Source organism: Streptomyces sp. NPDC055962, assembly GCF_042270185.1.
Lineage (GTDB): Bacteria > Actinomycetota > Actinomycetes > Streptomycetales > Streptomycetaceae > Streptomyces.
In genome coordinates, this window is the sequence record NZ_JBHJYN010000001.1 from 572063 (window position 1) to 578576 (window position 6514).

5 protein-coding genes and 1 riboswitch are annotated in these 6514 nt (G+C 70.1%); all 5 genes read left to right on the plus strand.

From position 1 onward, the window contains the following. Window positions 1-81 precede the first annotated feature (81 nt). The 5 genes from ACFC51_RS02530 (at window position 82) to ACFC51_RS02550 (ending at window position 6348) form a co-directional block, all read left to right on the plus strand. A complete protein-coding gene (locus tag ACFC51_RS02530; protein WP_376377125.1) occupies window positions 82-345 on the plus strand; it encodes a DUF3311 domain-containing protein in 264 nt (87 codons plus the stop codon). Then, on the plus strand, window positions 342-1994 hold the full coding sequence (gene mctP, locus ACFC51_RS02535) for a monocarboxylate uptake permease MctP (protein WP_376377127.1): 1653 nt from the start codon (window positions 342-344) through the stop codon (window positions 1992-1994). Before ACFC51_RS02530 ends, mctP begins: the two co-directional genes overlap by 4 nt. 125 nt (window positions 1995-2119) lie before the next feature. Further along, entirely contained in the window at window positions 2120-2620 is a 501-nt protein-coding gene (locus tag ACFC51_RS02540) for a GNAT family N-acetyltransferase (protein WP_376526637.1), read from the plus strand. 40 nt (window positions 2621-2660) lie between these two features. Beyond that, window positions 2661-2797: riboswitch (cobalamin riboswitch) on the plus strand. Window positions 2798-2932: 135 nt separating this feature from the next. Next, window positions 2933-5329 carry a ribonucleoside-diphosphate reductase subunit alpha gene (locus ACFC51_RS02545; RefSeq protein WP_376377131.1) on the plus strand — a complete coding sequence of 799 codons (2397 nt, stop codon included), beginning with the start codon at window positions 2933-2935 and terminating at the stop codon, window positions 5327-5329. Then, the gene (locus ACFC51_RS02550) at window positions 5329-6348 is read left to right on the plus strand and encodes a ribonucleotide-diphosphate reductase subunit beta (protein ID WP_376377133.1); all 1020 of its coding nucleotides are present in this window, start codon (window positions 5329-5331) and stop codon (window positions 6346-6348) included. The genes ACFC51_RS02545 and ACFC51_RS02550 overlap by 1 nt, the downstream gene beginning before the upstream one ends. Window positions 6349-6514: the final 166 nt, after the last annotated feature.

Genomic DNA, 6514 nt, shown 5'->3' on the forward strand with positions numbered 1-6514 from the left:
GGGGGGTGACGGTGGGCGGACCTCTCGCCTAGATTTCCTGCGCATTACACCAGGTGATCAGCGAGGGGACGGAGTCGCCACATGCCAGAAGAAACCGATGCGAACCCACCGGCAGCACCGGCGGTGACACCCGCCAGGGTGGTCATCGCGCTCTGCCTGATCGCCCCGTTCGTGGCGATGCTCTGGGTGAGCTCGTACGCGAAGGTCGAACCGACCTTCATCGGCATCCCGTTCTTCTACTGGTACCAGATGCTCTGGGTGCTCGTCTCGACCGCGCTGACCATGATCGCGTACAAGCTGTGGCAGCGTGACCAGCGCGCCCGCAAGGGGGGTGCGTCCGCATGAAGGACGGCGTGAACGGCGTGGCACTCGCCGTGTTCATCTTCTTCTTCCTGGCCGTGACGGTCATCGGATTCATGGCGGCGCGCTGGCGCAAGGCCGAGAACGAGGCGAGCCTCGACGAATGGGGGCTGGGCGGGAGGTCGTTCGGCACCTGGGTCACCTGGTTCCTGCTCGGCGGCGACCTCTACACGGCGTACACCTTCGTCGCGGTGCCCGCGGCGATCTACGCGGCGGGCGCGGCCGGCTTCTTCGCCGTCCCCTACACGATCCTCGTGTACCCGCTGATCTTCACCTTCCTGCCGCGCCTGTGGTCGGTCTCGCACAAGCACGGCTACGTCACCACCTCGGACTTCGTCCGGGGCCGGTTCGGCTCGAAGGGGCTCTCGCTGGCGGTCGCCCTCACGGGCATCCTCGCCACCATGCCGTACATCGCGCTCCAGCTCGTCGGCATCCAGGCCGTGCTGGACGTCATGGGCGTCGGCGGCGGCGAGAACACGCACTGGTTCGTCAAGGACCTGCCGCTGCTGATCGCGTTCGCCGTCCTCGCCGCGTACACGTACTCCTCGGGGCTGCGCGCACCCGCGCTCATCGCGTTCGTCAAGGACGGCCTGATCTACCTGGTCATCGCGGTGGCCATCATCTACATCCCGATCAAGCTCGGCGGCTTCGACGACATCTTCGCGAAGGCGGGCGAGGCGTTCGCCCAGACCAACGAGGCGACGGGCAAGCCGCGCGGAGCACTCGTCCCCGGGGACATGGGCCAGTGGGGTTACGCCACGCTGGCGCTCGGCTCGGCGCTGGCGCTCTTCATGTACCCCCACTCGATCACGGCGACGCTCTCCAGCCGCAGCCGTGAGGTGATCCGGCGCAACACCACGATCCTGCCGCTGTACTCGCTGATGCTGGGCCTGCTCGCCCTGCTCGGCTTCATGGCGATCGCCGCCGGCATCAAGGTGGACAACGGCCAGCTCGCGATCCCGCAGCTGTTCGAGAACATGTTCCCCGACTGGTTCGCGGGCGTGGCCTTCGCCGCGATCGGCATCGGCGCCCTGGTGCCCGCCGCGATCATGTCGATCGCCGCGGCGAACCTCTTCACCCGCAACATCTACAAGGACTTCATCAAGCCCGACGCGACCCCGGCGCAGGAGACCAAGGTCTCCAAGCTGGTCTCGCTGCTGGTGAAGGTCGGTGCGCTCGCCTTCGTCCTCACCATGGACAAGACGGTGGCGATCAACTTCCAGCTGCTGGGCGGCATCTGGATCCTCCAGACGATGCCGGCCCTGGTGGGCGGCCTGTTCACCCGGTGGTTCCACCGCTGGGCCCTCATCGCCGGCTGGGCGGTCGGCATGATCTACGGCACGGTGGCCGCGTACGGCGTCGCCAGCCCGACCCAGAAGCACTTCGGCGGGTCCTCGAAGGAGATCCCGGGCATCGGCGAGATCGGCTACATCGGTCTCACCGCGATCGTGCTGAACATCGTCGTCGTGGTCGTGCTGACCTTCGTCCTGAACGCGCTGAAGGCCCCGGCCGGTGTGGACGAGACCTCTCCGTCCGACTACACGGCCGACGTCGGCGACCCGGGCGTCAAGGCCGAACTCCCGCCGGCCACGGTGGGCGCCCCCGGGGACGAGGAACCGCTGCAACGAGCGTAGGCCTCGCGTCGTCCGTCCCGGCGGGGTCTCCCCGCCGGGACGTCCGCGCGCGTGGGCCGGAGCATGTCGGCGCCGCCTCGGAAAGGCCGTGCGCCCGGCCCGCGGGCCGGTGCAGACTGGCTCCCATGGATGTCTCGATCAGACCGGTCCGCACCGAGGAGCACGAGGCCCTGGGTGAGATGACCGCCCAGGCGTACCTCGACGACGGGCTGCTGGACTTCGACGCCGACGACCCCTATCTGGAACAGCTTCGCGCCGTCGGGCGCCGGGCCGCCGAGGCCCTGGTGCTGGTCGCCGCGGACGCCGACGACGGCGTGCTGGGCGGGGTCACGTACGTCGCGCCCGGAAGCCCCTGGGCGGACATCGCCGGGGAGGACGAAGCCGAGTTCCGGATGCTGGCCGTCTCCGCGAAGGCGCGTGGCCGCGGTGCAGGCGAGGCGCTCGTGCAGGCCTGTGTCGACCGCGCACGTGCCGCCGAGGGGCTCTCCGGGATCGTCCTGTCGACCCAGTCGTCCATGGAGGCCGCCCACCGCATCTACCGCCGCCTGGGCTTCGTACGGACGCCTGAGCGGGACTGGAGCCCTGTGCCGGGCTTCACCCTCCTGACGTTCCGCCTGGCCTTCTGACCCAGCACGACACTACATCTGGGGGCTGCCATAACCAGCGGCCCCCACATGTATGCTCGACCTCGCTGTCGCCGCAGGGGAATCCGGTGCGAATCCGGAACTGTCCCGCAACGGTGTGATCGGTGCGCTTTCGCGCATCGCGGAGTCCGAAGACCTGTCGGCAGCGCGTCCGGCTCGACCGAACCGGACGCAGAGACGTCCGGGCCCCGCGGAGGGCCGGTGGACGCCGTGCGCCGTGCCCCCCTTCCCGGGTGCCGTCGTGTCCGGCTGCCCCGCTCCCGCAGGCCCTGAGCCGAGCGAGGGATAGCCCCAGTGACCATCGCGCCAGCAGACCCGGTTTCAGCCGCGGAACTCGAAGGCCGCACGACCGACGCGCCCGGGACCGCACTCCTGCGGACCCTGACCGGTCTCACCGCCGATCTGCCCGACACCGACCCCGGACGGGTCGCCGCCGCCGCGCTGCGCGGCCGCAACGCGCGGTCGGACGAGGCCGAGCTGCGCTCGCTGGCCACCGAGGCCGCCGCCGGCCTGATCTCCGAGGACCCGGCCTACTCCCGGCTCGCGGCCCGGCTCCTCACCCTGGCCATCGCGGACGAGGCCGCCGGCCAGGGGGCCGTCTCCTTCTCGGCGTCGGTCGCCGTCGGACACCGCGAGGGCCTGATCGCGGACCGGACGGCCGAGTTCGTCACGCTGCACGCCGCCGCCCTCGACGCCCTGGTCGACCAGGCCCTCACCGACGGCGCCGACGACCGCTTCGGCTACTTCGGGCTGCGGACGCTGCACAGCCGGTACCTGCTGCGCCACCCGATCACACGGGAGGTCGTCGAGACGCCGCAGCACTTCATGCTGCGCGTGGCCGCCGGTCTCGCCGAGGACACCTCCGAGCGCGCCCTGGGCGAAGTCGCCGCGCTGTACGGACTGATGAGCCGGCTCGACTACCTTCCGTCCTCCCCCACCCTCTTCAACTCCGGCACCCGGCACCCGCAGATGTCCTCCTGCTACCTGCTGGACTCGCCGCTGGACGAGCTCGACTCGATCTACGACCGGTACCACCAGGTGGCGCGCCTCTCGAAGCACGCGGGCGGCATCGGCCTCTCGTACTCCCGTATCCGCGCCCGGGGTTCACTCATCCGGGGGACCAACGGGCACTCCAACGGCATCGTCCCGTTCCTGAAGACGCTGGACGCCTCGGTCGCCGCCGTCAACCAGGGGGGCCGGCGCAAGGGGGCCGCCGCTGTCTACCTGGAGACCTGGCACGCGGACATCGAGGAGTTCCTGGAGCTGCGCGACAACACCGGAGAGGACCAGCGGCGTACGCACAACCTCAACCTCGCGCACTGGATCCCGGACGAGTTCATGCGCCGCGTGGACGCGGACACGGAGTGGTCGCTGTTCTCCCCCGCGGACGCCCCGGAGCTGGTGGACCTGTGGGGCGACGCGTTCGACGCGGCGTACCGCGCCGCCGAGGCGAAGGGGCTGGCCCGCAAGACGATGCCGGCCCGCGAGCTGTACGGCCGGATGATGCGCACCCTCGCGCAGACCGGGCAGGGCTGGATGACGTTCAAGGACGCCTCCAACCGCACGGCGAACCAGACCGCGGAGCCGGGCCGCGTCGTGCACTCCTCGAACCTCTGCACCGAGATCCTGGAGGTCACCGACGACGGTGAGACGGCCGTCTGCAACCTCGGTTCGGTCAACCTCGGCGCGTTCGTCGCCGACGGTTCGATCGACTGGGAGCGGCTGGACGCCACCGTCCGCACTGCGGTGACCTTCCTCGACCGGGTCGTGGACATCAACTTCTACCCGACCGAGCAGGCCGGGCGCTCCAACGCCCGCTGGCGCCCGGTGGGTCTGGGCGCGATGGGCCTCCAGGACGTCTTCTTCCAGCTGCGCCTGCCCTTCGACTCCCCCGAGGCCCGCGCGCTCTCCACGAAGATCTCCGAGCGGATCATGCTCGCCGCGTACGAGGCCTCCTGCGGTCTGGCCGAGCGGTCGGGCCCGCTGCCCGCCTGGTCCGAGACCCGTGCCGCGCGCGGCGTGCTGCACCCCGACCACTACGACACCGAACTGCACTGGCCGGAGCGCTGGGACGCGCTGCGCGCCCGCGTCGCGAAGAGCGGGATGCGCAACTCCCTGCTGCTGGCCATCGCGCCGACGGCGACGATCGCCTCGATCGCCGGGGTGTACGAGTGCATCGAGCCGCAGGTCTCCAACCTCTTCAAGCGCGAGACGCTCAGCGGCGAGTTCCTCCAGGTCAACGCCTACCTGGTGGACGAGCTGAAGCGGCTGGGCGTCTGGGACGCCCGCACCCGCGAGGCGCTGCGCGAGGCGAGCGGGTCCGTGCAGGGCTTCGCCTGGATCCCCGAGGACGTGCGGGCTCTGTACCGCACGGCGTGGGAGATCCCGCAGCGCGGCCTGATCGACATGGCGGCGGCCCGTACCCCGTTCCTCGACCAGAGCCAGTCGCTCAACCTGTTCCTGGAGACGCCGACGATCGGCAAGCTCTCCTCCATGTACGCGTACGCCTGGAAGCAGGGGCTGAAGACGACGTACTACCTGCGGTCGCGCCCGGCGACCCGGATCGCCCGCGCGGCGTCCGGGAAGGCCGCCGCCTCCGCCCCCATCCCCGTACAGCAGGCCGCCGCCCCCGACGCGGACGCCATCGCCTGCTCCCTCGAAAACCCCGAGTCCTGCGAGGCCTGCCAGTGATGAGCACCACGAACAACGAGAAGAACCTGCTCGACCCGGGCTTCGAGCTGACCCTGCGTCCCATGCGCTACCCGGACTTCTACGAGCGCTACCGGGACGCGATCAAGAACACCTGGACCGTCGAGGAGGTCGACCTCCACTCGGACGTCGCCGACCTCGCGAAGCTGTCGCCGGGTGAGCAGCACATGATCGGCCGGCTGGTGGCGTTCTTCGCGACGGGTGACTCGATCGTCTCCAACAACCTGGTGCTGACGCTGTACAAGCACATCAACTCCCCCGAGGCGCGGCTGTACCTGTCTCGGCAGCTCTTCGAGGAGGCCGTGCACGTCCAGTTCTATCTGACGCTGCTGGACACCTATCTGCCCGACCCGGACGACCGGGCGGCGGCGTTCGACGCGGTCGAGGAGATCCCCTCGATCCGCGAGAAGGCGCAGTTCTGCTTCCGGTGGATGGACTCGGTGGAGAAGATCGAGCGGCTGGAGACGAAGGCCGACCGCCGCCGCTTCCTGCTGAACCTCATCTGCTTCGCCGCGTGCATCGAGGGCCTGTTCTTCTACGGCGCGTTCGCCTACGTCTACTGGTTCCGCTCGCGCGGTCTGCTGCACGGCCTCGCCACGGGCACCAACTGGGTGTTCCGTGACGAGACGATGCACATGAACTTCGCCTTCGAGGTCGTCGACACCGTCCGCAAGGAGGAGCCGGACCTCTTCGACGACGAGCTCCGGCAGCAGGTCACCGATATGCTGAAGGAGGCCGTCGAGGCGGAGCTGCAGTTCGGCCGGGACCTGTGCGGCGAAGGCCTGCCCGGTATGAACACGGAGTCGATGCGCCAGTACCTGGAGTGCGTCGCCGACCAGCGGCTCACCCGCCTCGGCTTCCCGCCGCTCTACGGCTCCGAGAACCCGTTCTCCTTCATGGAGCTCCAGGGGGTGCAGGAGCTGACGAACTTCTTCGAGCGCCGCCCCTCCGCCTACCAGGTGGCGGTGGAGGGGTCCGTCGGCTTCGACGACGACTTCTAGATCCTCGCCCACGACCCGAGGTGGGGGCGCCGCGCGGCCGGGGCCCGCCGCGCGGCGCCCCCCCCACGGGGGGGGGGGGGGGGGGGTGAAGTGGGAGGGGGAGCCCCCCGCCCCCCCCACCCCCCCCCCGGGGGCGGGGGGGGGGGGGGCCGAGCAGATAGTGAAC